This is a genomic window from Arthrobacter sp. B1I2 (assembly GCF_030816485.1).
GTDB lineage: Bacteria > Actinomycetota > Actinomycetes > Actinomycetales > Micrococcaceae > Arthrobacter.
In genome coordinates this window covers 3,404,641-3,428,944 of sequence record NZ_JAUSYC010000001.1, presented here as the reverse complement: position 1 = coordinate 3,428,944, position 24,304 = coordinate 3,404,641, and the positions used below count along the sequence as shown (strand labels likewise).

The window sequence follows — 24,304 nt, the reverse complement described above, 5'->3', positions numbered from 1 at the left end:
GTCAGACAGTTTCCGACAAGGCGGGGCGGCGGTCGGTGGAGGGTTCGACGGCGGCCGGTCCCGTGGATGTCATGTCTTCGGTTCCAGCATGCTTGGGGGCGTGATGGCCGTACCCGGCGATGTCGTCGTCGATGTCGGTGACGTCGTCGAGGTGGATCGGGTCTTCGGCGGGCATGGGCTCGACGGTTTCGCCGGCGAAGACGCGGCGGGCGCGGTCCACGTCCAGGGTACGGTCCCACCAGGCGATGAAGAGGGTGGCCACGGCGTTGCCGGTGAAGTTCACCAAGGCCCGGCATTCGGACATGAACTTGTCGATGCCGAAGATGAGCATGATGCCGGCGGCCGGGATAGTGCCGATGGTGGTGAGGGTGGCGGTCAGGGCGATGAAGCCGCCGCCGGCCACTCCGGCTGCGCCCTTGGAGGTCAGGAGCATGACGGCGAGCAGGCCGAGCTGCTGGCCGATGGTCAGGTCGGTATTTGTGGCCTGGGCGATGTAGAGGGCGGCGAGGGACAGGTAGATCGCCGCGCCGTCCAGATTGAAGCTGTAGCCGGTGGGGACAACCAGGCCCACGGTTTCCTTCTTGACTCCGGCGTGCTCGAGCTTGCGCATCAGGCCGGGCAGGGCGGGTTCGGCGGTGGAGGTGCCCAGGATGAGCATGTACTCCTCTTTGAGATGGCGGATCATCGTGAAGATGTTCAGCTTCAGGAAGGCCATCACGGAGCCGAGGACCACCACCACAAAAAGGATGGAGGTGACGTAGAAGAGCGCGATAAGCCCGCCCATGCTGGTCAGCGACGAGACGCCGTACTTGCCAACAGCGAAGGCCATGGCGCCGAAGGCACCCAGCGGGGCGGCCTTCATGATGAAGCCCAGGATCTTGAACATCACGCCGGTGAGCCGCTGCACGCCGTCGAGAACGGGTGCGCCCACCTTGCCCATGGAGTTCAGGGCGATGCCGAAGACCACGGCGATGAAGATGACCTGGAGGATGTCGCCGTCAACGAAGGGGCCCACGATGCTGTTCGGGATGATGTGCGTGATGAACTGCCACCACTCCTGGTGTGCACCGGCTTCGATCAGCTTGGCTGCGGAATCGGACGTTTTGATGGTGCTCGCATCAGCATTCACGCCTTCACCGAGGCGGAAGACGTTGATGGCCACAAGCCCGAATGCCAGGGCGCAGATGGTGCCGACCTGGAAGTAGGTCAGAGCTTTCAGGCCGGTCATGCCGACCTTTTTCAGATCCGCGACGCTGGCGATTCCGCCAACGATGGTGAGGAACACGATGGGGCCGATGAGCATCTTCATCGAGTTCACGAAGGTAGTGCCAATGGGCTCCATGGCGATGCCGGCGGTCGGGGCGAGCCAGCCGACGAGGATGCCGATAAGAATTGCTGTCAGTACCCAGAAGTAGAGCTGGCGGTACCAGCGTGTTTTGGTGGCCGGTGTCGCTTTGCCGGCGGCGGTGGTGTGGTCCATGTCCTACCTCATTGTGGAATGTCGCTGGAGGATGTTCTGAAAAAGGTGGTGAGGGGCGGGCGGCGGTGCTGCTTTACCACCCGCCCCGGAGTGGCATCGGCAACCGCACGGCCGCGCCGGGGGAACTGCTTTGCTTAGACGGCTGCCGGAGTGAGCGTGAGGGCCTTGATGATGGCTTCGGTGACGTCCTCTGTGGTGGCGTCGCCTCCGACGTCGCGGGTCAGGTGGCCCGAGCCGGTGGCGGCTTCGATGGCGGCCTCCACCCGGCGTGCTTCGTCAGGCAGGCCGAAATGATCCAGCATGAGGGCGGCGCTGGCGATGGCACCGATCGGGTTGCTGATTCCCTGGCCGGCGATGTCCGGAGCGGATCCGTGGACCGGTTCGAACATGGACGGGAAGCGGCGCTCCGGGTTCAGGTTCGCGCTGGCGGCCAGGCCCAGGCTGCCGGCAAGCGCGGAACCCAGGTCGGAGAGGATGTCGGCGTTCAGGTTGGACGCCACCACAACGGACAGGTCTTCGGGCTTGAGGATGAACTTGGCGCTCATGGCGTCCACCAGGACGCTTTCGGTCTGCACGTCCGGGTAGTCCAGCGCCACGCGGTTGAAGACTTCGTCCCACAGGACCATGCCGTACTGCTGGGCATTGGACTTGGTAACGGAGGAAACCTTCTTCACGGTGCGGGTCCGGGCCAGGTCGAAGGCGAAGCGCATGATGCGTTCGCAGCCCTTTTCGGTAAACAGGGCGGTCTGCAGGGCTACCTCGTTGCCGGGGCCGCGGCCACTCAGGTTGCGGCCGCCCAGGCCTGCGTACTCGCCTTCACTGTTTTCGCGGACCACAACCCAGTCGAGTTCCGTGGTGTCGGCCTTGCGGAGCGGGGACTGGACGCCTGGCAGGAACTTGACGGGGCGGATGTTGGCCCACTGGTCGAAGTTCTGGGTGATGTTCAGGCGCAGGCCCCAGAGGCTGATGTGGTCCGGAACGTTTTCCCAGCCGACCGCGCCGAAGTAGATGGCGTCGAAGTCCTTCAGGGCTTCCAAGCCTTTGGGGTCCATCATTTGGCCGGTCTTTTCGTAGTAGCCGCAGCCCCAGGGGAACTCGGTCCAATCGAATGCAAACTTGCCGTTGGAGTTTTCGGACAGGGCGTCCAGGACGCGGCGGCCGGCTGCAACGACTTCCTTGCCCACGCCGTCGGCGGGGATTGAAGCGATGCTGAATGTCTGGGTGGTACTCATGTTGATGTGTCTCCTCGTTGAGTCTGAGGTGCTTGCCTGTTAGCAGGGTCACACCGTTCCTTCCTCTTCAAGTAGACGGGCTGCAGTCCAACTGCGTCCAAGACCAAGATCCAATGCGCTATATAGGATCCGCCTATGATTTCTCCTGAGAAGTCTCTGGCCGGGTTACGTGCAGCTTGGCAATTTTCAAAAATGCCCTGGCAGCTGGGGTGAGGTCTTGTTTGCGGCTCAGGATTGCAACGTCGAGGTCGGATACGGGCTCGATGAGAAGGGTGCGAAGCCCGGACTTGTGCGCCAGCGGGGCCCAGGACGAAGGCATAACGGCGTGCCCGACGCCCGCCAGTACCAGCGGCAGGATGGATGTCCGGTGGGCCACCTCAACCACGATCTCAAGATCCACACCGCGGGCCAGAGCGTCATCTACGAGCCATCGCATCAGCGATCCGCGCTGGCTTGCAATCAGCCGGTGTCCGGCCAGATCTTCCCGTTGGACTGCGGTTCCAGGCCGAAAGGTGTCGGTCTGCGGGTTCACGATCAGGATCAGTGGCTGGCGCTCCAGCTCGAGCACGTGGACTCCGGGGACCCGGATGGGATTGGGTGATCCAGCCAGTCCGATCTCCGTGCTGCCACTGCGGACGGATTCGATGACTTCCTCCGGAGTGAAGGCGGCTATCACGTTCAATCGAACCGAGGGGTGCGAGCGGGTGAACCCGGCGATCATGGAAGTCAAAGGTTCAATCCCCGGTGACGGCATCGTGATGATGTCCAGCTGACCGCTGCGGACACCTCGAAGAGCCTGTATTGCGGATTGCGCCGCATCGAGGTCCCGCATGACCAACCGGGCAGGACCAACCAGCTCCTGACCGGCTTCGCTCAGAACCGCCCGACGTCCGATCCTATGGAACAGTGGAACCCCCAAATCCTTTTCAAGACTGGCAATGGTTTGGGACAACGAAGGCTGCGCTATCAGCAAGTGCTCTGCAGCCCGATTAAAGCCACCATGATCCACAACGGCCAGGAAATACTTTAGCTTCCGTGTATCCACGCAGTTTTCCTTAGGGAGTTGATCGGGAGGCGGCTCGGACAGTGACCGCTCAAAGGTTCAGGACGGCAAGAGCTCAGATAGCTCACGCCTATCAACCATATTGATCCGTGGTCGTGGACGCACCCCGCAACGCAGCCGCTTTCCTGCAATCCCAGCGATGGCGGGCATCATGAACAGGGACTGTAAGAAAGACGGTGTGTGAGGTTCCGGCCTGATCCGAAAGGAGACGCCCGTGTCGGAGTCCACGACCGAGATGACAGGGGTGATGATCGATCCTGTGACGGGAGAGATCATCGAGCAGAAGGAACTTGCGAAGCGGCTGCTCGCGCAGGCCAAGGAACAGGGGGTGAGCCTGGTAGGCCCGGGCGGACTGCTGAACCAGCTGACGAGGAATGTGCTGGAGACCGCGCTGGAAGCGGAACTGACCGAGCACCTGGGCCACGAGCATGGCCAGACGCCGATCGCAGCCAACATGAGCAACGGCACCAGATCCCAGACCGTGCTGACCGAGATCGGCCGGGTCGAGATTGAGGTGCGTGCACGACGGACGCGATCGAGTCGATCAATGCCCGCTACCGAAGGGCCGTGAGGGTCCGCGGGCACTTTTCGAACGAGGCCGCTGCCCTGAAATGTCTGTATTCAGTGACCAGGTCTCTTGATCCGACCGGCCGCGGTCGGGCACGCTGGGTGATGAGGTGAACGCGTTCGCTATTACCTTCGCCGGACAGTTCGAAGGAACCACTTACTAATGAAAACCGGCCGGACCCACACACCGCTTATCGGACAGGCCGTGACCAGGCGGTGGATCGCGCCTGCTGGATGGGCATTCATTGCATGTAGTGGGATTAGAAGTTGAATTCCTCTTGGTGGATTTGTCTGCGTGGCAGGCCCGCCTGGATCAGCGCCGCTGTCAGGGCGGCGGAGAATCTTGGGGATGCGCAGATGTAGACGTCACGGGAGGCAAGACCCGGGACCATCTGCTGGAGGCTTTGGGCGGTTATCGCGTTTCGGGGGTCTGAGGATCTCCCCGTCAGGAAGATCAGTTGGGCGCCCCGTCGTTGAGCGATGTGTTCGAGCTCGTCGCGGAACAGGATCTCTCCTGGAGCGGACGAGCGGTAGAGCAGGGTGAGGGTGCTTCCGGGGACCGGCAGTGTTTCAAAGAGTGCACGCATGGGGGTGATGCCTACCCCGCCGCCGATCAGGAGGACCCCTCGTCCTAAGCGGCGGTCGTTCGTCATGGCGCCGTATGGGCCGGCGGCGAGGACTCTTGTGCCGGGTTTCACGGCATGGATCAGCCGCGTGCCGTCACCGATCGCTTTGACGGTTATCCGCAGGAACTGCTCGTGGGGCGGTGCTGAAAGTGAGAAGGGGTGGGACGATCTCCACAGCGTTTCCGTCAGGAATCGCCAGCGGAAGAATTGTCCGGATTCGGCGTGGAGTTCGTGGAGGTGGCGGCCGCGAAGGATGATGCTGGCCGCTCCGCCTCCTTCATTGATCACGTGATCAACGCGCAGCCCGTGGCGCCATAACTGTGTGAGCGGTGCCAGGACCCGGTACCGGAGTACCAGCCCGAAGCTGAAGGTGTAGAGCAGGCTCCACGCGACCTGTACGAGGGGTAGTCCTGCCAGATCGGGGCCTGCCAGTTCGTGGGAGAAGGACAGTGCGATCGCCAGATAGGTCAGCAGGTGGAGGAAGTGCCAGGTCTCGTACTTCAGCTTGCGGCGCACGTTCCGCGCAGAGATGTAGCCAACAGACAGGAAAAGCAATGTCCCGGCTGTGGCAGCGACAAGTCCTGGCATGTGGAGAACTTCCACGGTGGCAGCCCATATTGGAATCCGTTGACCCGTTGACCATGCCGCGGTCGCGGCGACGCCATGGATGAGGATGAGGGCGAAGATTGCCCTGCCGCCCAAGCCATGCCATCGGGCCAGCCGATCTGCACCGACTCCACGTTCCAGGGCAGGCGCGCGTGACATCAGTGCCACCATGACGGTTACACCGTAGCCGGCAAGCAGACCGGATGTGTGTGCCAGGAGGGGAAGGTTGAAAAACACCGGGAGGGGAGCCTTGATGACCGCCAGGGCGACGACGGCGCCGGCCCCTGCCATGACCAGCCAGAGCACCATAGCCGGTGAAACACTCATGGCAGTCCCTGCCGGCGCATCGGATCGCGCAAATCCGGAACGGCGGTAGGCTTTTGTACTCATGGTCTTCTTCCTTTGACGCGCGCAAGCGGCACTGTCGGATTTTAGGATTGTTTAGAGCTGTCTTAGCGCCTTCCCCGGCCGTCTGCGCGGGCCGTCCCGCCCCGTGCAGGCGCGGGACGCACCTGTTGAATCGGGGCGGTCGCTATACCGGAGCCAGCCGTGACTGCCCCCGCGATGACCGGGGGTTGAACAGGAGAAACGGTGGGGCCGGTCAGGCCCAGCTGCACGCCAACGACGACGGCAGCGGCCACGACCGTGACGGACAATGCCCTCTGGAACCAAGCCCACACATAAGCGCGGCCCCCTGCCGGACGCCGTGCTGTGACCAGGTGAGGACCGGCGGCGGCCGTGGTAGTTCTCATAGTCAGTTACCCGCAGGGTGTGCGTTTGCTGGTTTTTTTGCGCTTTCATCCGGTGCTGCTGACGGCATTTTGCGCGTCCGCCAGTTGGTTCCCGGCAACGCGCTCACTGGCCTGGTCGCCAGGGCAGAGATGGAGTGCGGACGGTCTGCAATCAGCAGGACCGGGGAGTGGTAGACGATGATCATCAGCGTCCTTCTTGAGCGGGTGGCAGGCAGGAAGACCTCTGTCAGGGTGCGGTCCCAACCGGGCCTTGAGGTCGATTGATCACGTTCTTAGTGGCAAGAGAAATCCGGGCGGACGCCGATGTGTAGTGTCCGCGCGGGGGAGCCAGGGCATCGGCTCAGTGCCCGCCGGTTGCGGTGGCGGTGATGGTGAAGTTGGTGTCGAGCTTGACGGTGGCGTGGGTGTTGTCGGATTTGGTGATGTGCGCTTCGTACGCGGCAGAGCCGTCGTCCTCAGTGGTCATGGAATCGACCGTGGCGCCGGCGTTGGCAGCCAGGACGGCGGCCTTGACCTTGTCAGCTGTATCACCGGTGAGGTCCGTCTCGCTGCCGTTATGCCCGTGACCTCCGCGACTGCCACCGTGGCAGCCGGTTTCGGTGGCGGTGATGGTGAAGTTGGTGTCGAGCTTGACCGTTGCGTGAGTGTTGTCGGATTTGGTGATGTGCGCTTCGTACGCGGCAGAGCCGTCATCCTCAGTGGTCATGGAATCGACCGTGGCGCCGGCGTTGGCAACCAGGACGGCCGCCTTGACCTTGTCAGCGGTGTCGCCCGTGAGGGGTGTTTCGCTGCCATGGCCCGCACCGGGCTGAGATGCGCTGGATAGGTGGGGCGTTGTGGTGCCGGCGTTTGCTGGCAGGGCGGCGGCGGTGAGGGCCCCGCCCCAATGAGTGCTCCCATCAGGGTGGCACCTGCCGCGATTTTCCGGACGTTATTCACAGTTGTTCTCCTTGCTGGTTCCACTCCGGATTTCGAAGCTGTTCCTATCCTGCGGGGGCACGCTGTCCGGGTACTTTCGCCCTGCTGTGGAGGAGCTGTGACTGATTCGGTTGGCCAGGAAGCTTCCCTGACCCAAGCAAGACTTACTGGCAGTTACCCGGCTAAGGCCCAGCTGCCGAGCACGCGTTGAACGCAGGCAGCAGTGGCACGGGCGACTTCCGGCCGGATGGGAGTTCGGGGCGCCGCCCGAGATGCTCCCGGAACCCTGTCTTTCGGAACCCGAAGGAGCCCTCTCCGCATGGCACAAAGAGCCGGTAGTGGACGGCGCCGGCAGGGGCTGGTTCACTCCAGCTTGGAGTGGCGCAGGTACTGGTGGACGGATTCGCGGCATATTCCGTAGTCACGGGCGAGGAGAGCTCTTGGAACAGCGTTTGTGGCGCGCTGGGCCAGCTCCGCTGCCCGCTCCGGTGTGAGGGTCTTCTTCCGCCCTTTGTAGGCGCGGCGCTGCTTAGCAAGGGCGATGCCTTCCGTTGGAAGTTCCCTGATGAGGGAGCCTTCGAATTCGACAAAGGCAGCCATGACCCGCACGCCCTTGCGGGTCAGGCCTTGGACAAGGGCGCGGTATTGGGGTTTTGCCGGCCGAAGTCTTTTTCCGCCGGAAGGTCCGAGGTACGCGTTCCAGGGGTAGGGTTTGCCGTAGCCGACGAAGGGGTCACCATGAGCTATAAATATCGAACCGTCCGTGTTCGCGGTACCGATCTCCTGGGGACAATCGCCCGGAAACACGGAGGTGCGCCTGAGATCTATGAAACGTCCAAGGACGCGAGCACTTCAGTGGTTCCGGTGTTCTTCGAGGCCACGGGCGAGGTCCGCTTTTTCGACAGGTCGGTACTGGAGGATGTGGTGGCACCTGCAAGCCACGGCGTCGAGGGGCAATAATAAACATCGACATCGGGATCTGCAGCCGTTGCATGCCGGCGCCCAGGTCGCATGGCTGACCCAGCGGGAACCAGCCGTCCCGGTACATGAGCCTCGACCCGTGAGGAAGAACCTAGCCGCGTCCTCAACGTCTTGTCTCGGGCACCGAGTTCATTCCTAACAGCCTTCCACATATCCGCGGAGTCGGTTCGGTCTCCTTTCGGAAGGCCTGCCAGTTCGCGAGGTGTAGGGCTGTCGTACCCCAGGAAAATGTATCCCTCGTGAGAGACGCTACTTAGTTTCGCGGTGAGAGATCCTTCACAGGACACCTTGTTCGGATGATTCGCAACCAATCAGCATGTCAGGTCCGCACTCGGCCCGATGTTGCAACCCGCCGCCCCGATCGGTGGACCAGTTGTGTCCAAGCCTCTCCATGCCGGGCGGTCACTCGAGCAGATTGACAATGAACCGGATGCCGTAATCGAGGAGACGTTGCGAGGCCAGATTGATGAGTTTCTGTGCCTCCGCAGTGGGTGGGGTCGCACAATCCAGTTGGACGCATAGTGGATGTCCGGCGGTCTCGGGGTACGCGCGCAGCAGACCCTCATTGAGGACGAACATGGCGTAGTTGTTGATCTTCTCGCTCAGCTGTGCGAGTTGTTCGGGTGCATCCGACCACGGCCGCCCCTCAACCATGACCAGCTTGTACTCGTCACGGGAGGGGTCGTGTGTCACGAGATCGATCACGTTCGGTTCATGGACTCCGGCCAAGTCAGCGCTCCTATCGAGTGAAAGCGGAAGGTGTTGGCGCAATCGCTCTGGATCCCATCGATCGGCCACCCGAATCCTACTGCCGATGCGCGCAACTCCTTGCGTTGCACCCAGGGTATGACCGGGCGCGGAACAACCTGCTGAAGTCGGGCAGTTTACGACGTCGCGCGGGCGTTGGGGTGGAGCTGGTCTTTCACTCCTATATAAAGGGATGACAACCGGGGGAGTGGCGGCCACTTCTACTCGGTCTCGCAAACTGGCTCTTTTTCGGGGCCTCGATCTAGGCCATGCCGGACGCAGCCGGCGTTGCTGCTCGTGCTAATGCAGCCATGACCTGGCTCGATCTGATAAGGCTGGGCAGTCCTCGGTTGATCGGGGTTTCAGCGAATGAAGCAAGAAGGCGCCTCTTGAGTTAACCGCACAGCCGATTGTCGCAACCCCGCAGGGCTCCTACCATGGTTTCACCGTTTCCGGTGACGGAGCTACCAGCACCGTCCCGTTCCTGGCCCCTGGACCAGCTGGACAACCAGCCGCTGCTCCACGACGCACTGGCTGCCTTCGCTGACAGGTACCGGCCGGTGGAGAAGCGCCACTGACGCGCGAGTTCGCTGTTCTCGTCGGTCGGGCGGACTTGTTTCATGCTCGTCAGCTGGTCTTGTGTGCCGATCCTAAGCAGAGCCGCGTGAAGCACGACTCTCTTACAGCAAAGAGGGAATAGGGGAGCCTGCCAGCACCTTGTGCATAGTGGGGCCGCCGGACGCTGGCTGGCTCATTCGAAAGGACCCTCTTGCCCACAACGTTTATTCCCTTCACAATGCGCGCGTCAGCCCGTAACGACCACCGCGGCAGCTTCCGCACTGACATCGAACGCTTGAGCGCCAGACACCTGCATTGGGCACCCCTTGATGTGCTCAGGTCCACAAGTACCCAAGCTGTTTTTCGCGGTGCTGTCCCGATGGGCACACATACTTCGACTGATGAGCGGCTCGCCCGCTTCCTGGAGGACCGTCTCGCCACCGCTGGCATCCACCTGGATCTCAGCGTCACGATCGAGCGATAGCAGGCCGTGAAGCCCTGGACCCCTGAACCGACCAGTTCACACGTCCGGGGCTTTCTTGTGTCCGCGAAACAGGATTTCACCTCGGCCGGAAAACGCCTCGCTGGCCCACCACCTCAGGTTGCCGCGACGATGACGGCCAACGACGTAAGAGCGACAGCGAACGGCCTCTCGTCCAGCGCATCAGCGCTCAATGGTCCCATTATTCTGTGCAATCATCATGAATCTGGAAACCGACAGACGGCCGGAAGGGAGCGAGTCTCCGCCGCCTGGTGCAAAAGGAAGGGCGGCTTTGGGCGGTAACAACCTGCCCGGGCCTTCACCTTACGGGGTGACTCCATCGCATCGTTACAGGATGGGCAGATGAGCGGGCCCATTGGCGCCCGCGCCTGTCCTCGCAGGTACGGTCAACGCGGTTGAGCTGCAGGAGAGGCCGACGGGGACGCCGCTGCCCCTATTTCCCGGCTTCTCGTCTCCCTGCTACTGCTTGGCGGGAGGATCGCGTACTCGGTACTCGTGCGTTTCAACCCGCAGTAACTTGTACTGGTATCTGTACTAGAGCGCTGCCCGCACTGCGTTGCGAACACAAGGTGATGAAGTGGGGGAATCCATATGAAGCGGCATCGCACCCAGCCGAGAGCCCTTGCTGCGGCCCCTACGCCTCCGCGCAGTGGCAAGACAACTTAAAGGAGAAAGGTCAGTATGCCCCCTCGCGAAGCACGGACCCCCGACTTAAGGGTCGCGGAGCACGTCTACGAGCCGACGCCGTACGAAGCTGGAGGGCGGTTGAGGCCGCGCCCCTGGCCCGTTGGCCCGAGTGAGAGCTACGGGAAAGTGGACTTTGATGACGGCGAGGGAAAGACCGTCCTCACCATCTACGTACAGCGCGGGCCCGAAGAAGGTTACGTCCTGCACGTCGAGCACCTAGCCGCGCCGCTGCTGGTGGATGGTACGCTCCTTCGCCTGAGCCCGGCGCCTCACGTTAACAGGGACGCCGCGGACTTCCGCCGGATCACCGCTGCCCGTACGGCCGCCGCGAAGGCCGAGGCCGAGCTAGACGCCGCTGTCAGCTCCGCCCGCGCTAACGGAGACTCATGGGAGACTATCGGTCACGCCCTCGGCACGTCCGCTCGGACCGCCCGGGAGCGGTTCGGACACCACTGAGAGGCCTGTGAAATGGGCTGTTGACGAGGTGATGAACGTGCACATGATTGCGTTACGCCGTCGTTCGGGAAGATATCGGGCACGGGGCTCCAGGCAACCGGGATGTCGATGTTTGCAACTGGTAATTGTTTGGTAGGCGCAAACGGAGCGAAGCAACCACGACCTGAGGCGACCGCTTTACGTCTGCCTTGTGGAAGTCATCGTGGCGGCGTAGTGGGATGCGCGCTCGGCAGGGACTCCACATGCTTCGAGAAGTGGCTGGCGCCTCGCTTGACATGGGTACGTGTCAAGCGGCACGCGCTCATCGAGTCGGGCGGCCCTTCTGGTCAGTAGTGTGGTTGGCTGCATGCGCAGAAGACACCTCTACCCCGGATTCCGTGAGCTGATTCCCCGGGTCATCTTGCGGATTTCGTCGTGCTTGAGTCCGCTGGCGCAGGCCAGCTGATAGTCGTCCAGGAGGCCGGATTTTCTTGCGAGGGCTAACACCTCCGTGCGCTTTCGCTCGATGGCGTCGCGGACGCTTTCCACCTCTGCCACTTCTGCCGCCAGGGCCGCGATGCAGCGGAGCTGTTCGGTGCGGCTTTGGCCTGACGGGAAAAGGTCATCCCTGGCCAGCACGGTGGTGCGGACACTGGCTGTCGGCAGGCCGGACGCCAGCGCGACCGCAGCCACTTTGACGCCGTCGCAGATGGCCTGTGCGATCAGCTCATTGAGTTCGCAGGAGAGTGCCCGCAGTCGGCTGTTCCGAAGGGCAATCATCTTTCGCTGCTGTACGAGAAGGCCGAGAAGCTCCTCCGTCCGGGATGCGGCCGCGTCTTGCCTTGGCACGCCGCGGTATCGGTAACCGCGAGGGGAGTGGCTGCCCGTCGGGAGGGCCCCCGAAGTCGTGATCATCTGTGCGTAGGTCTGTGTGCCGGGCACCTTTACTCCTTGGTGGCATGGCGATTGGTGTTCTTGAGGGAGTTGGCGGAGCCGCGTGTCCGGAAGGCTGCGCCAAGGGCCGCCGTCGTCCCTTGGCGCAGCGCCATGGTTAACCTGCACGCTACGCCGTATCCCGGCCCGGGAGGCAATACCGATAGTGCGTGGTGCGATAGGTAAAACTTCTGGCTGCCGGTCATAAGGACCGCTTATCCGTCCACGCACATTAGGTCTTATCCAACCCCGGCCTCCCTTACCTAGGCTCGAATGAACCAAACTCGTCCGTTCTGGAACCCCTGGAAGAGAACATGCCTGAATTCGTGCCCGCATCGCGTGTAACCCGTATAAAATCCTCGCCCAGTGTTGCTGCCGCGGCCCGCGTGCGGGAACTGAAGGCCGAAGGCCGGCGCATCCTCGACCTGACCGTCGGCGAACCGGATTTCGATACCCCGCAGTACATCAAGGACGCGGCCATTGCCGCGATCGCCCGGGGCGAAACGAAGTACACGTCGGTCAATGGCACACCCGAACTCCAGAAGGCGATTCTGCAATCCCTGGAAAAGAAGACGGGGCTGCGGTACTCAACCAGTGAACTCACCATCGGGGGAGGGGGCAAGCCGGTTATCTTCACCGCGTTCATGGCATCCCTGGACGCAGGGGACGAAGTCGTCATTCCGGCCCCTTACTGGGTGTCGTACCCGGACATGGTGCTGGCCAACGAAGGGACTCCTGTCATTGTCCCGTGCTCCGAGGACGACGGCTTCAAACTCACTCCTGCAGCACTGGCCGGGGCCCTGACTGAGCGCACCAAGTGGCTCATCCTGAACACGCCGTCGAACCCCACCGGCGCCGTGTACTCCAGCCGGGAACTGGCCGGACTGGCGGAGGTTCTCAAGGAACACCCGTGGGTCTACGTCATGACCGATGAGATCTACGACGAGATCCATTTCGGTGCTGACCCCATCTCCAGCCTGGTGGCGGTGGCCCCGGAACTGAAGGACCGCGTGCTGATCACTAACGGTGTATCCAAGGCATACGCCATGACCGGTTGGCGGTTGGGCTATGGTGCAGGACCGGCGCCTTTGGTGGGAGCCATCAACAAACTGCAGTCCCAGATCTCCTCCTGCCCGTCCTCCGTGAGCCAAGCTGCTGCCGCCGCCGCGCTCACTGGAGACCAGTCCTTCGTCCGCGAGAGCGTTGCAACATACCGTGAACGCCGCGACGTGGCAGTCGCGGGACTGAACGCGGTCGAGGGATTGAAGTGTTCGACGCCGGACGGCGCCTTTTACGCCTACGTGAACTGCGGCGGTGTCATGGGAAAGTCCACGCCCGACGGCAAGACCATTACCAACGACGAGGACTTCACCCTCTACCTGCTGGAAGCGGCTTCAGTCGCTGTCATCCAGGGATCGGCCTACGGCCTGGGCCCCTACTTCCGAATCTCCTACGCCACCGGGCTCCCAGTCATCGAGGAATCCATTGCCGCCATCGACAAGGCCGTCCAGGCGCTCGCCTGAGCATCCGCCCATTGAATCCCCCGCAAGGAGCAACACCATGATCCACGTCAAGACTAAGTTCGACCGGCCCTCTGAGGACGCCATCGAGCGGCTTTCCAAGTTCTCTTCGGCCACCGTCCACGAAGCGCAGGGGCGTAAAGGCGCCCTGAGCTCCAAGATCAAGCCCATCGACCGCAGCATGTCCTTCTGCGGGCCCGCAGTCACCGTGGTGTGTGCGCCCCGGGACAACCTGATGCTCCAGGTGGCAATCCACTACGCGCAACAGGGCGACGTTGTCCTGGTCTCGGCCGGAGAATACGAGGAGGCCGGCACATTCGGCGACGTGCTGGGAAACGCCATGAAGGCGAAGGGCCTGGCCGGCATGGTCACCGATTCCGGGGTCCGGGACACGAAGGACCTCATTGAACTTGGACTTCCCGTGTTCTCCGGCAGCATCTGCATCAAGGGGACTGTCAAGGAAACCATCGGCCCGATCAACCACCCGGTAGTGTTTGGCGACGAAATCGTCCACCCCGGTGACGTCCTCCTGGGGGATGCGGACGGTGTGGTGGTGGTCCGCAAGGAAGAGATCGAGGAAGTGATCCGGCTGTCGCAGGAACGCGTCGACGCCGAGGACGACCTCATCCGCCGCTACAAGGAAGGCGGCACCACCATCGAGCTGTGCAAATTGACCGACGTGCTCAAGGCCAAAGGACTACTCGTCGAGGACGCCGAACTGGAGCCGTCCCTGTAGCTCCCCCTGCTCACCCCCAACGCTGCTCCCCACAGGACGCCCTAGCTCGACAAGCCAGGGCGTCCTGCCGGCGTGCGCCCGCCCCAAGCAAAGCAACTGCCGTCCGGGCACCCATAACGGCAGTTGCGGGGGCTCGATTAATGCAAGAGGCCCGGGAAATGCAAGAAGCCCGGGTTCCGTTCGGAACTCCGGGCTTTGCCTGCTGTCGATCAGTTCATACCGGGCAAAAGGTGGGAGGGCGGCCCGACTTGTGCGTCGTCCAGATACCACATCGTGGAGCCCCGCTTTCCCGGCGGCATCATGCTTCCCTCGAATACGAAAACCGGCTCTGCCGGCCGGTCTTCCGCTCGCCAAAAGCCGTTCGTAGGGCAGTGCGAACCAGTGCTGGCCTTCAGTTGTATTTTTCTTTCCGATGATTTCCGGTACTGCGGGTTTATCTTTTTCACGGCTGGCTCCAGGGACATTATTATCAGGCGAAGGTATTGGTGAACCTTTCTGATTTCATCCTAGAACTATGTGGGTTATCCGGATAAGACTAAAGCTGAGTGCCATGATAAGGCGGTCTTATGAAGCGCCGCCCTGTTGGGCGTATTTTGTGCTCAGCATTTCCTGGAGCATTTCCTTGAGCACCAGCAGCACGGCGGAAGCCGCCTCTGACAAGGGTTCGTGGTCCGGTGTGCACAGCGCAATTTTGCACTGCAATGCGGGGTCGACAATCCGAAGCACGCGGAAGTCTTCTTCATGGAACAGAGCGTCCGCGGCGGACTTGGGCAGGATGGTGGCGCCCAGGTCCGAACGCAGCAGCCGCGTCAGCGACGGTACCGACTCCACCTCGCCCACCAGCCGCAGCTTCATGCCCTTACCCTCAATCCCGGCTTGGACTACCTGGCGCAGCGTATGGTTTTGCTCCGGAAGGAACATGCCCAGAGTTGCCGCCGCTTCCAGGCCTATGGTTCCTTCGCCGGGCTCCACTCCTATGTCCCGCCGCGCGTTCACCACCAAGTGGAGGTCCTCCACGATGAGGGTAGTGAACTGCACCCCGCGGATGGGCCCCGGCTCATAAATCAGGGCCATGTCCAGGCGTCCGTTCTTGATGGCCTCGCTCAGCACGCCGCCATAGATCTCGGTGATATGCAGGACGATATCCGGATACCGCCGCCCCACTTCACTAATAATCCGGGGCGTGAGGCTGGAAGCCATGCTGTAGGGAGCGATCGCGATGGAGACCCGGCCGGAGGGGGCCGCACCCGAGGCGGCGACGTCCAGGCGTGCCTGCTCCACCAGGCGCAGGATGGTCTGGGCATGCCGGTACAACGTGTGCCCGGCCGCCGTCGGCTCCACACCCTGCTTGCTGCGGATCAACAGCCGCTGTTTCAGCTCGGTTTCGAGGGCCGAAACCTGCTGGCTGAGGGCCGGCTGGGCCACGTGCAGGGCAGCGGCCGCCTTGGTGATACTTCCCGAATCGACGATCTTTACGAAGTACGCCAGCTTTCGAGTGTCCATGCGCTCCATCTTCCTGCAGAACCGGCAAGGCCGGGGTCATATCCGAATGCTATGGCGGGACATGCAATCGGTCTTTGTGTGATCCAGGTCTCCGACCTAGCTTTAATGTCAGATGACATTTAGATGACAGCATTCTAGCCCCCGCCCTCCATAACTGTTGGCAATGACGGCATACCGGTTTTGCATAAAGCGGCCCGGCGGCGGAAAGTCGTCCTCTATATACATTTCGGAAACAAGCAATCCCTAGCTTTGCTATGTTTCTGAATCACCTGCCAAACCGAATTTTTCTCTAATGGAAAGAGCTTCAGATGAAAATTGCAATAAAAGGAAAGCTGGCGGCCGTTGCAGCCATTTCCGTGTCGGCGATGGTTCTGTCCGGCTGCGGAGGTTCCCCGTCATCGTCGGGATCCGGCAGTGCAACGTCCGGCGAGGTCAATCTGATCGCTTACTCGGGCGTGTGGCAGGACCAGTACACGGCAGCCGTCATTGAACCCTTCAAGGCCAAGTACCCGGACATCAAGATCAACTTCTCGTCGAAGCGGTCCTCCGCGGAGATGCTGAGCGCCCTCCAGGGCCAGAAGAGCAACCCCGCCACAGACGTGGCCATCATGGACAACTCCGTCTCCACCACGGGCAACAAGCAGGGCCTCTTCGACAAGGTTGACCAGGCGGCCGTACCTAACCTGGCCAATGTCCCGGAGAAGTTCCGTGACAAAGACGGCTACGGCCCCGTCGCCATGCTCGATGCCGTCGGTTTGCTCTACGACACAACGACCTTCCCCCAGGCCCCCGACAGCTGGAAGGTCCTGTGGGACCCCGCCTATGCAGGCAAGATCAACGTCAACGCACCGCCATCACTCCTGGGACTCTCGCTGACTGCGATCACCGCAAAAATGGAGGGCGAGGACTACACCAAGAGCATCGACAAGGCCGTGGCCAAGCTCAAGGAGATGGCACCAGGCGTGCAGACCTTCGCGCCGAACCCTGACGAGTACCAGAACGTCATTACGGGGCAGACAGTCCTGGGACTGGGCCAGAACGCCCGCGGCCAGTTCTACAGCGACCAAAGCAACAAGAAGATGGGTGTCACCTTCCCGAAGGAAGGCACCGTCTACCAAATCAACACGGTCAACCTGGTCAAGGCCGCCCCGCACTCTGCCGCAGCAAAGACCTTCATGAACTACGCCCTCTCGCCTGAAGCTCAGACCGCCTTCGCCAAGGCTCTCTTCTACGCCCCCTCGGTAACGAACGCGGAACTTCCGGCCGACGTCAAGAGCCGGGTGGTACCCACGGATGGATCACTGAACATCATCCCCCTCGATGTCGACTTCCTGTCCTCGGCCCGCGACAAGTGGACCGACACCTGGAAGCGCGAAATCATCACCAAATAGCCGCCCCCAACAGGCGCCCCTCCCTCCCTTTGCATCAGGAGAACTGAACCGTGAGTCAAACAAAACTGTCGATCGTTGATCTGACCAAGCGATACGCCGCTGGCTTGGAACCGGCCGTCGACCGCCTGAACATGCAGGTGGAGGAGGGGCACCTTGTGGCGCTCCTGGGCCCTTCGGGCTGCGGCAAGACCACCACGCTTCGGATGGTGGCCGGCCTCATGGACCCCACCGCGGGGTCCATCGTGGTGGATGGGAAGGAGATCACCCACACCCCCGTCAACAAACGCGGGATGGGCATGGTCTTCCAGTCCTATGCCCTGTTCCCGCACATGAACGTGGAGCAAAACGTCGCCTTCGGCCTGCAAATGCGGCAGACACCCAAGGCAGAGCAAAAGAAGCGCGTCGCCGCGGCCCTGGAGATGGTCCAGCTCGGCCATCTCGGCAAGCGCCAGACACGTGAACTGTCCGGCGGACAGCAGCAGCGCATCGCGCTTGCCCGGGCACTGGTGGTGGAACCCACTCTGCTCCTCCTCGATGAGCCTCTCTCCAACCTGGACGCGAAACTCCGCGAAACCATGCGCACCGAGATCAGGTCCATCCAGCAGCGCACCCGTGCCACAACGCTCTTCGTCACCCACGACCAGGACGAGGCACTCGACATGGCCGACCGGATCGCCGTCATGAACGGCGGCCTGATTGAACAATTTGGCTCACCCACCGACGTCTACGAACGTCCCCGCACTCACTTCGTGGCCAACTTCATCGGCCAGGCCAACTTCCTGCAGGCCACGGTCGTCTCCGAAGCGGGGCCTGCCGCCGCGGGCGAGTCCTACTACAAGGTGGATATCGAGGGCCTTGGAGGGTTCGGCGCTGTTGGTTCTTCCGGGCTCGCCGGAACCCATGAACTGGTGATCCGTCCACACCGGCTCAAAGTGACCCTCTCCCATGGCGAACGTGACGCCATCGAAGGGACCATCGAACGTGTCAGCTACACGGGGGACGCGCTGTCCGTCGCGGTCAAGGTCGGCCAAAAGAGCTTCAATGCACAGCTGCTCACCTCCAGCGGGGAGCTGCCCCGCGTCGGCGACAAAGCCTACCTGTCCTGGTCGGCTGAAGATGCCTACATCCTGCCGCCATTGGCGAAAGGGCAGGCATCATGACCATGCTCCAGGCACGCGGACGGTCAGCCCTGCGGCCGGCGGAAACCGGAGAACTGGAGCGGGCAACAGCGAAACGAAACCGCCGCACCTACCTCGCGCTGCTCATCCCGGGGCTGCTGGGCCTCCTGGTCAGCTTCGTCTTCCCGCTGGCCTATATGGTCCGGATGTCGTTCAACCGGGGCGCCCCGGACGGGGTCATTGAAGAGACCTTTACGTTCGACACCTATCTCCAGCCCCTCACCGATCCGTATTACTGGAAAGTCACGCTGGACACCTTCCAAATGGGCCTCACCGTCGGCGTCCTGTGCATCCTGGTCTCTTATCCAGTGGCGCTGTTCCTGGCCAGGAGCCGGAGCAAATACCGCAGCCTGCTCCTGGCCATCGCCATCGCACCCCTCCTGACCTCCGCCGTCGTCCGAACCTACGGCTGGATGGTCATCCTGGGCACCAACGGCCTGGTCAACTCTTCATTGACCGGCCTGGGCGTGATCCATACCCCGCTCAAGCTCACCAACAACATGACCGGCGTCACCATCGGCCTGGTGGAAATCTTCATGCCGTACGCCATCCTGGCTATGATCTCCGGCTTTGGGCGGCTCAGCCCGCAACTTGAAGAAGCTGCCGGATCGCTGGGAGCCAGCAAGCTCAACGTGTTCACGCGGGTAACCCTGCCGCTGAGCCTGCCAGGCATCCTCACAGCGTTCCTGCTCGTCTTCGTCCTGTCCATCAGCACCTTCATCACCCCGCGGCTGCTTGGCGGCGGCAGTGTCCAGGTGCTCGCCACGGAAATCTACGACCAGACCACCGGCCTGTTGAACTGGCCCTTCGCCGCGGCGCTATCCGTCATCCTGCTGGTCCTGTTCGGCCTCATCATCGCCGTCTACCAGCGGCTCACCCGAAAGATCGGAGGTTAGCCATGAGCGAAGCACCCTTGTTCAAGCCGCGCTTCAATGCAGCGAAACCCGCATTCGGCCTCCTGGTATTCCTGCTCTACCTGTTCCTGCTGGCCCCGCTGCTGATCGTGTTCGTGGTCTCCTTTGCCTCCAACCAGTACCTGTCCTTCCCTCCGGAAGGCTTCACCCTGAAGTGGTACGGGATGCTGCCGGAGGAAAGCACCTTCATGAACGGCATGCGGGTCAGCGTGATCGTCGCCGTCGTGGTGACGATCGTTGTCCTGGCCCTGGGCGTACCGGCCGCACTGGCCCTGGACCGGTACCAGTTCAAGGCGAAAGCCGCCGTCCAGTCGTTCTTCCTCTCACCCCTGCTGATCCCCAGCATTGTCCTGGCCCTCGGCATGGTCCTGCTGTTCGGGCCACTGAAGCTGACCAACACATACGCCGGCATCATCATCGGCCACGTTGCCATCACCATCCCGTTCGTCATCAGGACCACCCTGATGAGCCTGACCACCACGGACACTTCCTGTGAGGCAGCGGCCCGCATCCTGGGAGCGAACTCCTGGACCGTCTTCCGTCGAGTGACCCTGCCGATCATCCAGCCGGGCGTCATTGCCGGCGGGGTCATCGCCTTCATTGTCTCCTTCGATGAAGCGGTCATCTCCCTCTTCGTTGCGGAGTCAGGGTTGCCCACGCTGCCCGTTCAGGTGTTGCGCTACGTCGAGAACTCCGCGGATGCGGCGGTCGCCGCACTCTCCGTGATCCTGATCCTGATCTCCCTCGCAGTGGTGGTCGTTGTCGAACGTGTCATGGGTCTGCGAAAAGCGCTCTGACAAGCCGCGCCAGGCAGCCCAACACCAGCTGAGGATAGGGCCCGGGGTCATAACCGGGCCCTATCCCGTGACACCGATTACGTCTTTGTGTGGCTCAGCTCTCGGTGACAGACTTTTTATGTCCCCCGGAGTGCCCGCCAGGGCGTTCAGCAGGGACCACCAGCTCACTCCGTCCGGTCCGCACCAACACGGTGCAACGGGCAACAACAGCAACCAGCAGAGGAAGGCCCAGAATGCCAACAGTTGATCTCGTAGCGGATCTCGGTGAGGGCTTTGGTGCCTACTCAATCGGTGACGACAACGCGCTGCTGGACATCGTTTCCAGTGCCAACATCGCCTGCGGGTTCCACGCCGGAGACCCCGACATCATGAATGCGACCGTGGCGGCGTGCGTCAGCAGGGGAGTGGGCATCGGTGCCCACCCCAGCTTCCCGGACCTGCGCGGTTTTGGCCGGCGCACCATGGATCTCACCGCAGACGAGGTCCGCAACGACGTCATCTACCAGCTTGGTGCCCTGAAGGCCTTCGCCGCCTATCATGGTGGCTCCGTGGCGCACCTGGCGCCGCACGGCCGTCTGGGCAACCTCGTCGCGACCCGGCCGGACTACGCGGACGCGGTGGCGGACGCAGCCCTGCGCGTCGATCCGGACCTCATCGTGCTGGCCCAGGACGGAGAGCTGGCCGACGCCGCTGCCGAACGCGGGCTCCGCGTGGCCATCGTGGGAATCGCAGACCGCGCCTACGAGGACGACGGGACGCTGGTACCGCGCACCAAGCCCGGCGCCGTTATCCACGACCCCGACGTCATCGTTGAGCGGACCGTTCGCATGGTGCGCGAAGGCCTGATCCAGGCAGTATCCGGCCGTGATTTGCCGATCAAGGCAGATACCGTGCTGCTGCACGGCGACAACCCGGGGGCAGTTGAACTCGCCCGGCTGATCAAGACCGAGCTCGTGGCGGCCGGAGTGGCCATCGCGCCGCTGGCCAAGGTGCTGCCGACGAGCCAGAAAGTCTCCTGAGATGTCAGCTCCTACCCTCGAAATCTTTGAAGCCGGTGACGCGGCCCTTCGGGCCGTCGCCACCTCATCGGATGTGGAAGCCAATTGGACAGCGGTCCACTCGCTCGCAGCCTGGCTGCGGACAGCAGCCGTCGAAGGCATTTACGGCGCCGTCCCGACCTACGACTCCGTCCTGGTCGAATTCGATCCCTACGTGACATCCGCCAGGCAGGTCCGGGCCTTCGTCCAGCTGGGCATGAGGCAGCTGGAATATGCCGGAACCGCGCTGCGGCGGCCGCGACGATTCGACGTGCCGGTGGTATACGGCGGTGATTGCGGACCCGACCTGGAACGCGTGGCGGAGCACCAGGGCCTGGAGGTGGCAGACGTCATCGCCCGGCACACCGAAAAGACCTACATCATCCGTTGCCTGGGTGCGCCCGCCGGCTCGCCCATGATGGACGGTCCGGATTTCCCGCTCCCGGTGCCCAGGCTCAAGGATCCGCGGCTTTCAGTTCCCGCCGGGGCCGTGTCCGTCGCCGGACGCCAAGCCGTGATTGCCCCCGCCGTTGCACCGGGCGGATGGTGCGTCATCGGCCAGACACCCCTGACCGTTCTGGACGCATCCCGCGAACCGCTGGTTCCCTACGTTCCCGGTGACGAGCTGCGCTTCCACCAGATCCCTGAGGAGGACTTCACCCGTTTTGCCGGGCAGTTCCTGGAGGCACGGCCATGACCGGTTCACTCGTCATCCTGCAGCCCGGCCACTGCGTGGTCACCGACCTGGGACGAACCAAAGGGCCTGCGTTCGGGCTTCCCGTGAACGGTGCGCTGGACCAGTTTTCGGCCAAGGCCGCGAACATCCTGGCCGGCAACCTGGACAATGATCCACTCCTGGAAATCACGGCACTGGACTTCCGCATGCGGGCGGTGACGGACCTGCTGATCGCCGTCACCGGCGCCCCCCTGGACCTTACCGTGGGTGGCAGGGAATGCCCGCAGTGGGAACCGGTCTCCGTCCGGGCAGGAGAAACAGTGGCTATCCGTCGAATCCGGACAGGACTGCGCGCCTACATTGCAGTCCACGGGTCCTTTGACGTTCCCACCCTGCTCGGCAGTTGTGCGCCCGACACGGTAGTGGGCTTCGGCCTGAAGCTCGTGGAGGGCAGCGAGATCGCGACGCAGAAGACCACCGCTCCCATCACCCAGCCCCACTTTGGCCTGCCGCTGTTCCGGCTGGGCTTCGCCGCGCCGGACTTCAGCACCCACCAAGTCATAGAGGTGACCGACGGCCCTGACGTGGAAGAGTTCGGCAGCACCGCAGAACTGCTGTTCACGAGCACATACACGGTCAGCCCCAGAAGCAACCACATCGGGCTCCGCCTTGGCGGCGCCTTGCCGGAGCGGCAGACGACGGCGGAAGTACTTTCGCGCGGCGTCCCCGTAGGCGCCATCGAAATACCGTCCCGGGACGAACTGCTCCTGCTGCTCCGGGGGCGCGGTGTGACGGCCGGCTACCCGGTGCTCGCTGTGGCCACCACCCGTTCCCTGGACCTGCTCGGGCAGGCCCGGCCCGGGCATACCATCAACTTCTGCAGGACGACTGTTGCAGAAGCCACCGCCACGCATCGGGCAGCGTGCATGGAGCTGGAAAGGCTCCGAACCCGAGTCAACACGGTCTTTAGCCTCCTCGGCATCGGAACGAGCGCCGGCTGGCGGGAACTCCCCGCCGCTGCAGGAATCTAAGCGCATGCGCGGCGTGCCAGAAACCCTTAAGGAACCCAAAGTGACAACACCAACGCGTGCGGCCAGTCCGCAACAGCATGACCGCCTCGATGCGCGACAAGCCCGGAAAGTAGTAACGGCCGGCTGCGTCGGGATCTTCGTGGAACTCTACGACAATGGCATCTTCGCCTTCATGGCAGGTACCCTGGCCCTTGTCTTCCTGGCCCCGGGCAACCCGGACAACGCCTTGCTTTTCGTTTTTGCCGGATATGCCGTCTCGTTCTTCGTGCGGCCCCTGGGTGCGGTGGTCTGCGGCTACCTCGGGGACATCATCGGCCGGCAAAAGCTGCTGGTCTTCGTGATTATGTTGATCAGCGCTGCCACGGCCGGTATCGGACTGCTCCCGGACTACGCCGCGATCGGCATCGCTGCGCCGGTACTGCTGGTCCTCCTCCGGCTCCTGCAGGGCTTCTCCGTGGGCGGTGAAGCTGCCGGTGCCATGACCTTCCTGGCCGAACACGCCCCCGAAGGCAAGCGCGGCGTCATCACGTCCTACGCACAGATTGCATCCTTCGCAGCACTGCTCACCGGCACCCTCGTGGCCTACTCGATGTCCCCGTGGCTCACGCAGGCAGCCATTGAGGGCGGTGGCTTTGGGTCCTTCGCCTGGCGAATCCCGTTCCTGGTTGCCATCCCCATGGGCATCATCGGCTGGTACATCCGCAAGGCCATCAGCGACACCCCCAACTTCCAGAAGCTCAAGGAAGAGGGCGGTCTCTCCAAGAACCCCCTCAAAGAGGCCTTCCAGTCCGCTGAGCACCGGCGCGCCATGCTCCTGGCGCTCTTCATCCCGCTCATGAACGGCTCCGGCTACTACGTCCTGTTCTCCTACATGCCCACGTTCCTCAAGGGCAAGCAGCTCAACTTCACCATCGGCGAAGCCCTGCTGGTGACGGCATGCAGCCTGGTGGTTATCTGCTTTGCCATCCCGTTCATGGGGGCTCTTTCTGACCGTATCGGCCGCAAGAAGGTCATCGCCGGCTCCGCAATCGCCATGGCCGTCCTCGGCGTTCCGTCCTACGCGCTGATTGCCACCGGCAACATGGGCCTGGCCATACTCGGCGCGTCCATCATGGCCGTCGTCTTCGCCGGCCATACCGCCGTCATCCATATCCTGATTGTTGAGCTGTTTCCCACCCGCGTCCGCTACTCCGCCTACGGCCTGGGCTACAACATCTCCTCGGCCCTCTTTGGCGGAACGGCCCCATTGCTGATGACCTGGCTCATCTCCGAAACGGGCAACATCTACATGCCGGCTTTCTACGCGGTCATTACCGCCCTCGGCACCCTTGCAGCGGTAAGCCGCGTCAAGGACCGCGCCCACCTGCCCCTTCGCGACGCATAAAAAACGGCCACAAGGCCCCACCGCTTCCAAACCGGGTACCTTCGCCCACC

At 62.6% G+C, this 24,304-nt stretch carries 22 protein-coding genes and 3 pseudogenes; 15 read left to right on the top strand and 10 right to left on the bottom strand.

Translation table 11 applies throughout. From position 1 onward, the window contains the following. Position 1: 1 nt before the first annotated feature. The 3 genes from dctA to QFZ57_RS16005 form a co-directional block, all read right to left on the bottom strand. Positions 2–1,480: a C4-dicarboxylate transporter DctA gene (dctA, locus tag QFZ57_RS16015; protein ID WP_306900921.1), complete on the bottom strand. Its 1,479-nt coding sequence runs from the start codon at positions 1,478–1,480 to the stop codon at positions 2–4. A 134-nt stretch (positions 1,481–1,614) separates the two neighbouring features. Next, positions 1,615–2,712 (bottom strand): tartrate dehydrogenase, encoded by a 1,098-nt coding sequence (locus tag QFZ57_RS16010; protein ID WP_306900920.1) that lies wholly within the window; start codon positions 2,710–2,712, stop codon positions 1,615–1,617. A gap of 133 nt (positions 2,713–2,845) precedes the next feature. Beyond that, complete coding sequence (locus tag QFZ57_RS16005) at positions 2,846–3,757, bottom strand: LysR family transcriptional regulator (protein ID WP_306900919.1); 912 nt, start codon at positions 3,755–3,757, stop codon at positions 2,846–2,848. Positions 3,758–4,022: 265 nt separating this feature from the next. On the opposite strand from QFZ57_RS16005, the pseudogene QFZ57_RS16000 reads away from it, so the two are divergent. After that, positions 4,023–4,313: pseudogene (locus QFZ57_RS16000) on the top strand (transposase); the annotation flags it as partial. Continuing rightward, a pseudogene (locus tag QFZ57_RS15995) lies at positions 4,295–4,506 on the top strand (transposase); the annotation flags it as partial. The pseudogenes QFZ57_RS16000 and QFZ57_RS15995, both read left to right, overlap by 19 nt. A gap of 96 nt (positions 4,507–4,602) precedes the next feature. Here QFZ57_RS15995 and QFZ57_RS15990 read toward each other — a convergent pair. From QFZ57_RS15990 to QFZ57_RS15975, 4 genes and pseudogenes are all read right to left on the bottom strand, one after another. Beyond that, positions 4,603–5,964, bottom strand: a complete 1,362-nt coding sequence (locus QFZ57_RS15990) for a ferredoxin reductase family protein (protein WP_306900918.1) — start codon at positions 5,962–5,964, stop codon at positions 4,603–4,605. A 364-nt stretch (positions 5,965–6,328) separates the two neighbouring features. Next, positions 6,329–6,511, bottom strand: coding sequence for a hypothetical protein (locus QFZ57_RS15985; protein WP_306900917.1), 183 nt, complete (start codon positions 6,509–6,511; stop codon positions 6,329–6,331). A gap of 155 nt (positions 6,512–6,666) precedes the next feature. Next, positions 6,667–7,032, bottom strand: coding sequence for a hypothetical protein (locus QFZ57_RS15980; protein WP_306900916.1), 366 nt, complete (start codon positions 7,030–7,032; stop codon positions 6,667–6,669). Between the two features lie 575 nt (positions 7,033–7,607). After that, positions 7,608–7,886: pseudogene (locus QFZ57_RS15975) on the bottom strand (recombinase family protein); the annotation flags it as partial. A gap of 96 nt (positions 7,887–7,982) precedes the next feature. Between QFZ57_RS15975 and QFZ57_RS15970 the strand changes: the two are divergent. Beyond that, positions 7,983–8,204, top strand: a complete 222-nt coding sequence (locus QFZ57_RS15970; RefSeq protein WP_306900915.1) for a hypothetical protein — start codon at positions 7,983–7,985, stop codon at positions 8,202–8,204. A gap of 423 nt (positions 8,205–8,627) precedes the next feature. On the opposite strand, the gene QFZ57_RS15965 is transcribed toward QFZ57_RS15970, so the two are convergent. After that, positions 8,628–9,023 carry a DUF6572 domain-containing protein gene (locus QFZ57_RS15965; RefSeq protein WP_306631305.1) on the bottom strand — a complete coding sequence of 132 codons (396 nt, stop codon included), beginning with the start codon at positions 9,021–9,023 and terminating at the stop codon, positions 8,628–8,630. 386 nt (positions 9,024–9,409) lie between these two features. Here QFZ57_RS15965 and QFZ57_RS15960 point away from each other — a divergent pair, with 386 nt between their 5' ends. Together QFZ57_RS15960 and QFZ57_RS15955 are read left to right on the top strand one after the other, a co-directional pair. Further along, entirely contained in the window at positions 9,410–9,550 is a 141-nt protein-coding gene (locus QFZ57_RS15960) for a hypothetical protein (protein ID WP_306900914.1), read from the top strand. Positions 9,551–10,845: 1,295 nt separating this feature from the next. Continuing rightward, entirely contained in the window at positions 10,846–11,175 is a 330-nt protein-coding gene (locus QFZ57_RS15955) for a hypothetical protein (RefSeq protein WP_306900913.1), read from the top strand. A gap of 363 nt (positions 11,176–11,538) precedes the next feature. Here QFZ57_RS15955 and QFZ57_RS15950 read toward each other — a convergent pair whose 3' ends face one another. Beyond that, the gene (locus tag QFZ57_RS15950; protein WP_306900912.1) at positions 11,539–11,934 is read right to left on the bottom strand and encodes a hypothetical protein; all 396 of its coding nucleotides are present in this window, start codon (positions 11,932–11,934) and stop codon (positions 11,539–11,541) included. Between the two features lie 467 nt (positions 11,935–12,401). Here QFZ57_RS15950 and QFZ57_RS15945 point away from each other — a divergent pair, with 467 nt between their 5' ends. Together QFZ57_RS15945 and QFZ57_RS15940 are read left to right on the top strand one after the other, a co-directional pair. Further along, the gene (locus QFZ57_RS15945; protein ID WP_306900911.1) at positions 12,402–13,610 is read left to right on the top strand and encodes an aspartate transaminase; all 1,209 of its coding nucleotides are present in this window, start codon (positions 12,402–12,404) and stop codon (positions 13,608–13,610) included. A gap of 37 nt (positions 13,611–13,647) precedes the next feature. After that, positions 13,648–14,343 (top strand): 4-carboxy-4-hydroxy-2-oxoadipate aldolase/oxaloacetate decarboxylase, encoded by a 696-nt coding sequence (locus tag QFZ57_RS15940; protein WP_306631300.1) that lies wholly within the window; start codon positions 13,648–13,650, stop codon positions 14,341–14,343. 564 nt (positions 14,344–14,907) lie between these two features. On the opposite strand, the gene nac is transcribed toward QFZ57_RS15940, so the two are convergent. After that, on the bottom strand, positions 14,908–15,846 hold the full coding sequence (gene nac, locus QFZ57_RS15935) for a nitrogen assimilation transcriptional regulator NAC (protein WP_306900910.1): 939 nt from the start codon (positions 15,844–15,846) through the stop codon (positions 14,908–14,910). Positions 15,847–16,154: 308 nt separating this feature from the next. Between nac and QFZ57_RS15930 the strand changes: the two genes are divergently transcribed. The 8 genes from QFZ57_RS15930 (at position 16,155) to QFZ57_RS15895 (ending at position 24,254) form a co-directional block, all read left to right on the top strand. Then, the gene (locus tag QFZ57_RS15930; RefSeq protein ID WP_306900909.1) at positions 16,155–17,237 is read left to right on the top strand and encodes an ABC transporter substrate-binding protein; all 1,083 of its coding nucleotides are present in this window, start codon (positions 16,155–16,157) and stop codon (positions 17,235–17,237) included. A 50-nt stretch (positions 17,238–17,287) separates the two neighbouring features. Continuing rightward, a complete protein-coding gene (locus tag QFZ57_RS15925; protein WP_306900908.1) occupies positions 17,288–18,397 on the top strand; it encodes an ABC transporter ATP-binding protein in 1,110 nt (369 codons plus the stop codon). Continuing rightward, positions 18,394–19,311 carry an ABC transporter permease gene (locus QFZ57_RS15920; protein WP_306900907.1) on the top strand — a complete coding sequence of 306 codons (918 nt, stop codon included), beginning with the start codon at positions 18,394–18,396 and terminating at the stop codon, positions 19,309–19,311. The genes QFZ57_RS15925 and QFZ57_RS15920 overlap by 4 nt, the downstream gene beginning before the upstream one ends. 2 nt (positions 19,312–19,313) lie before the next feature. Continuing rightward, positions 19,314–20,126: an ABC transporter permease gene (locus QFZ57_RS15915; RefSeq protein WP_306631295.1), complete on the top strand. Its 813-nt coding sequence runs from the start codon at positions 19,314–19,316 to the stop codon at positions 20,124–20,126. A 233-nt stretch (positions 20,127–20,359) separates the two neighbouring features. Further along, entirely contained in the window at positions 20,360–21,145 is a 786-nt protein-coding gene (locus QFZ57_RS15910) for a LamB/YcsF family protein (RefSeq protein WP_306900906.1), read from the top strand. A gap of 1 nt (position 21,146) precedes the next feature. Beyond that, on the top strand, positions 21,147–21,860 hold the full coding sequence (locus QFZ57_RS15905) for a 5-oxoprolinase subunit B family protein (protein ID WP_306631293.1): 714 nt from the start codon (positions 21,147–21,149) through the stop codon (positions 21,858–21,860). Further along, positions 21,857–22,870 carry a biotin-dependent carboxyltransferase family protein gene (locus QFZ57_RS15900; protein WP_306631292.1) on the top strand — a complete coding sequence of 338 codons (1,014 nt, stop codon included), beginning with the start codon at positions 21,857–21,859 and terminating at the stop codon, positions 22,868–22,870. Before QFZ57_RS15905 ends, QFZ57_RS15900 begins: the two co-directional genes overlap by 4 nt. 4 nt (positions 22,871–22,874) lie before the next feature. Further along, positions 22,875–24,254 (top strand): MFS transporter, encoded by a 1,380-nt coding sequence (locus tag QFZ57_RS15895; protein WP_373461257.1) that lies wholly within the window; start codon positions 22,875–22,877, stop codon positions 24,252–24,254. Positions 24,255–24,304 lie beyond the last annotated feature (50 nt).

Bases quoted from the DNA above. Each gene is read 5' to 3' on its own strand.
- QFZ57_RS15910 (WP_306900906.1), top strand. From the start codon at position 20,360: ATGCCAACAGTTGATCTCGTAGCGGATCTCGGTGAGGGCTTTGGTGCC.
- QFZ57_RS15945 (WP_306900911.1), top strand. From the start codon at position 12,402: ATGCCTGAATTCGTGCCCGCATCGCGTGTAACCCGTATAAAATCCTCG.
- QFZ57_RS15895 (WP_373461257.1), top strand. From the start codon at position 22,875: ATGCGCGGCGTGCCAGAAACCCTTAAGGAACCCAAAGTGACAACACCA.
- QFZ57_RS16010 (WP_306900920.1), bottom strand. From the start codon at position 2,712: ATGAGTACCACCCAGACATTCAGCATCGCTTCAATCCCCGCCGACGGC.
- QFZ57_RS15905 (WP_306631293.1), top strand. From the start codon at position 21,147: ATGTCAGCTCCTACCCTCGAAATCTTTGAAGCCGGTGACGCGGCCCTT.
- QFZ57_RS15950 (WP_306900912.1), bottom strand. From the start codon at position 11,934: ATGATTGCCCTTCGGAACAGCCGACTGCGGGCACTCTCCTGCGAACTC.
- QFZ57_RS15930 (WP_306900909.1), top strand. From the start codon at position 16,155: ATGAAAATTGCAATAAAAGGAAAGCTGGCGGCCGTTGCAGCCATTTCC.
- QFZ57_RS15900 (WP_306631292.1), top strand. From the start codon at position 21,857: ATGACCGGTTCACTCGTCATCCTGCAGCCCGGCCACTGCGTGGTCACC.
- nac (WP_306900910.1), bottom strand. From the start codon at position 15,846: ATGGACACTCGAAAGCTGGCGTACTTCGTAAAGATCGTCGATTCGGGA.
- QFZ57_RS15980 (WP_306900916.1), bottom strand. From the start codon at position 7,032: ATGACCACTGAGGATGACGGCTCTGCCGCGTACGAAGCGCACATCACC.
- QFZ57_RS15990 (WP_306900918.1), bottom strand. From the start codon at position 5,964: ATGAGTACAAAAGCCTACCGCCGTTCCGGATTTGCGCGATCCGATGCG.
- QFZ57_RS15920 (WP_306900907.1), top strand. From the start codon at position 18,394: ATGACCATGCTCCAGGCACGCGGACGGTCAGCCCTGCGGCCGGCGGAA.
- dctA (WP_306900921.1), bottom strand. From the start codon at position 1,480: ATGGACCACACCACCGCCGCCGGCAAAGCGACACCGGCCACCAAAACA.
- QFZ57_RS15940 (WP_306631300.1), top strand. From the start codon at position 13,648: ATGATCCACGTCAAGACTAAGTTCGACCGGCCCTCTGAGGACGCCATC.
- QFZ57_RS15985 (WP_306900917.1), bottom strand. From the start codon at position 6,511: ATGATCATCGTCTACCACTCCCCGGTCCTGCTGATTGCAGACCGTCCG.
- QFZ57_RS15960 (WP_306900914.1), top strand. From the start codon at position 9,410: ATGGTTTCACCGTTTCCGGTGACGGAGCTACCAGCACCGTCCCGTTCC.
- QFZ57_RS15970 (WP_306900915.1), top strand. From the start codon at position 7,983: ATGAGCTATAAATATCGAACCGTCCGTGTTCGCGGTACCGATCTCCTG.
- QFZ57_RS15915 (WP_306631295.1), top strand. From the start codon at position 19,314: ATGAGCGAAGCACCCTTGTTCAAGCCGCGCTTCAATGCAGCGAAACCC.